Origin of the sequence: Pseudoduganella sp. RAF53_2 (genome assembly GCF_052113985.1) — a bacterium.
In the GTDB taxonomy this organism is placed as follows: Bacteria; Pseudomonadota; Gammaproteobacteria; order Burkholderiales; family Burkholderiaceae_D; genus Rugamonas.
In genome coordinates this window covers 1-1470 of record NZ_JBFRDW010000973.1, presented here as the reverse complement: position 1 = coordinate 1470, position 1470 = coordinate 1, and the positions used below count along the sequence as shown (strand labels likewise).

Sequence of the window (1470 nt, the reverse complement as noted above, 5' to 3'; positions counted from 1 at the left end):
CAATTCGCCGGAGCCACTTACCTGAAGCGCTGATGCTCCGGCTCTCTTTTTTTCACTCCCTAAAATACAACGCGCTCTGTCTCAAGGCTGGGGGGCGTTCTTCGTCTACCGGTTGCAGGCCATCTCCGCTTGGCTTCGCCAGAAACTCGGAGAATTGGATGACCGCCAAGCTTCTACCCATTCGTTCTCCTTCCCTGGAGGCGCGCGTCGGCGAACCTCCTTTTCTTGTGCTTGACGCTCATCGTCACCTCGCCGCATAGCCTCAGAGATGCATTGAGCCTTGGCCAGCTGCCGGGCGCGCTGCTTTTCGATGGCGCCTTTTAGATCAGATGCTTGGTCGACAGGCTGGAACTTGATTGTGTAGCTGCTTTGAGAATACCCGAATGCGTCGTCAAGGTTATGCGTCAGGACGGATTTTGCAAGAGCCTCTGGAAGTCCATCTTTGTGAGCAGCAACCTCGATGGCGGGGAAGGTCGCAACGGACAACAAAGCAGGGAAGGTTGGGAACGATAAATGCCGAACTGCTGAAGGCGCACGAACAAGATATTCGCAGACTTTGGCCGCAGTGCAAGCCACCCACTCGACTTCATATCCCCAGTCTGGAACATCGGCAGCCAGGACTTCGCCAGCCTTCAGCGTAACTGTAATTTTCAAAGGCGCGCGTGATTGTTTGGTCTCTGTCACAGTAACTGAGTCTAAGTCCTTCGCATTGATTAGTCGGCCCTTGATTCGCAGGGCCAAAATTTGATTGTCATTTGACCATACCCGAGTCCCTGTGACTTCTCGCCCGTTGGACAAAATATAGCCGACACGGTTGTCCGCATACCCAGTCAACGAAGCCGACGAGTCTTTCAACGAGGACGTACTAGCGCACCCGTAGATAAATATCGAGATCGCTCCGGTCAGAATTACACGCTTCAAATATTCCTCCATTGTGAAAGTGCTACACGGGCGAAGGCATTGCATCTCGCTTGGCGATTTAGGGAAAGTGCCTTACTACGGGGAAATACTACGTATTTCGTAGAGAATTCTCAAGCAAATTCTACGATATTCGTGCAATGACAAAACAGCAGTTGGCATCATTAATCGGACATCGCCTGCGGGAAGCTCGCAAGAACGCTGGTATTCCCCAAGACAAATTGGGGGTCGCGATTGGCCTCGACGAGCATGTCGCCAGTGCCCGGATAAGCAGGTACGAGACTGGCGCGCATGAGCCGGCATTTGAAGTTGCGGCAAAGCTAGCGAAAGTGTTGAACGTGCCGGCTGCTTACTTTTACTGTGACGGTGATGATTTAGCCGAATGGGTGCTTTTTTGGCACGGTCTGACTAAGTCGGACCGTAAGCACGTTGTTCGATTGATGAAAGATTGGCTTGCAGCCTCAAACAGTTAGTTTGTCCAGGAAGCTGGCGCCGGGCACCGCCTTTTGGTTGCCATCGACAGTCATGCCGTTGATAAAAGTGCGCAAGTCT

The 1470-nt window shown here is 52.4% G+C and carries 2 protein-coding genes; one reads left to right on the top strand and one right to left on the bottom strand.

Annotation, left to right across the window (positions count from 1 at the left end; all coding sequences use genetic code 11):
• Positions 1–105: 105 nt before the first annotated feature.
• The gene (locus AB4Z11_RS31540; protein WP_442030099.1) at positions 106–921 is read right to left on the bottom strand and encodes a hypothetical protein; all 816 of its coding nucleotides are present in this window, start codon (positions 919–921) and stop codon (positions 106–108) included.
• 137 nt (positions 922–1058) lie between these two features.
• On the opposite strand from AB4Z11_RS31540, the gene AB4Z11_RS31535 reads away from it, so the two are divergent.
• A complete protein-coding gene (locus tag AB4Z11_RS31535; protein ID WP_442030097.1) occupies positions 1059–1391 on the top strand; it encodes a helix-turn-helix domain-containing protein in 333 nt (110 codons plus the stop codon).
• The last annotated feature ends 79 nt before the right edge of the window (positions 1392–1470 follow it).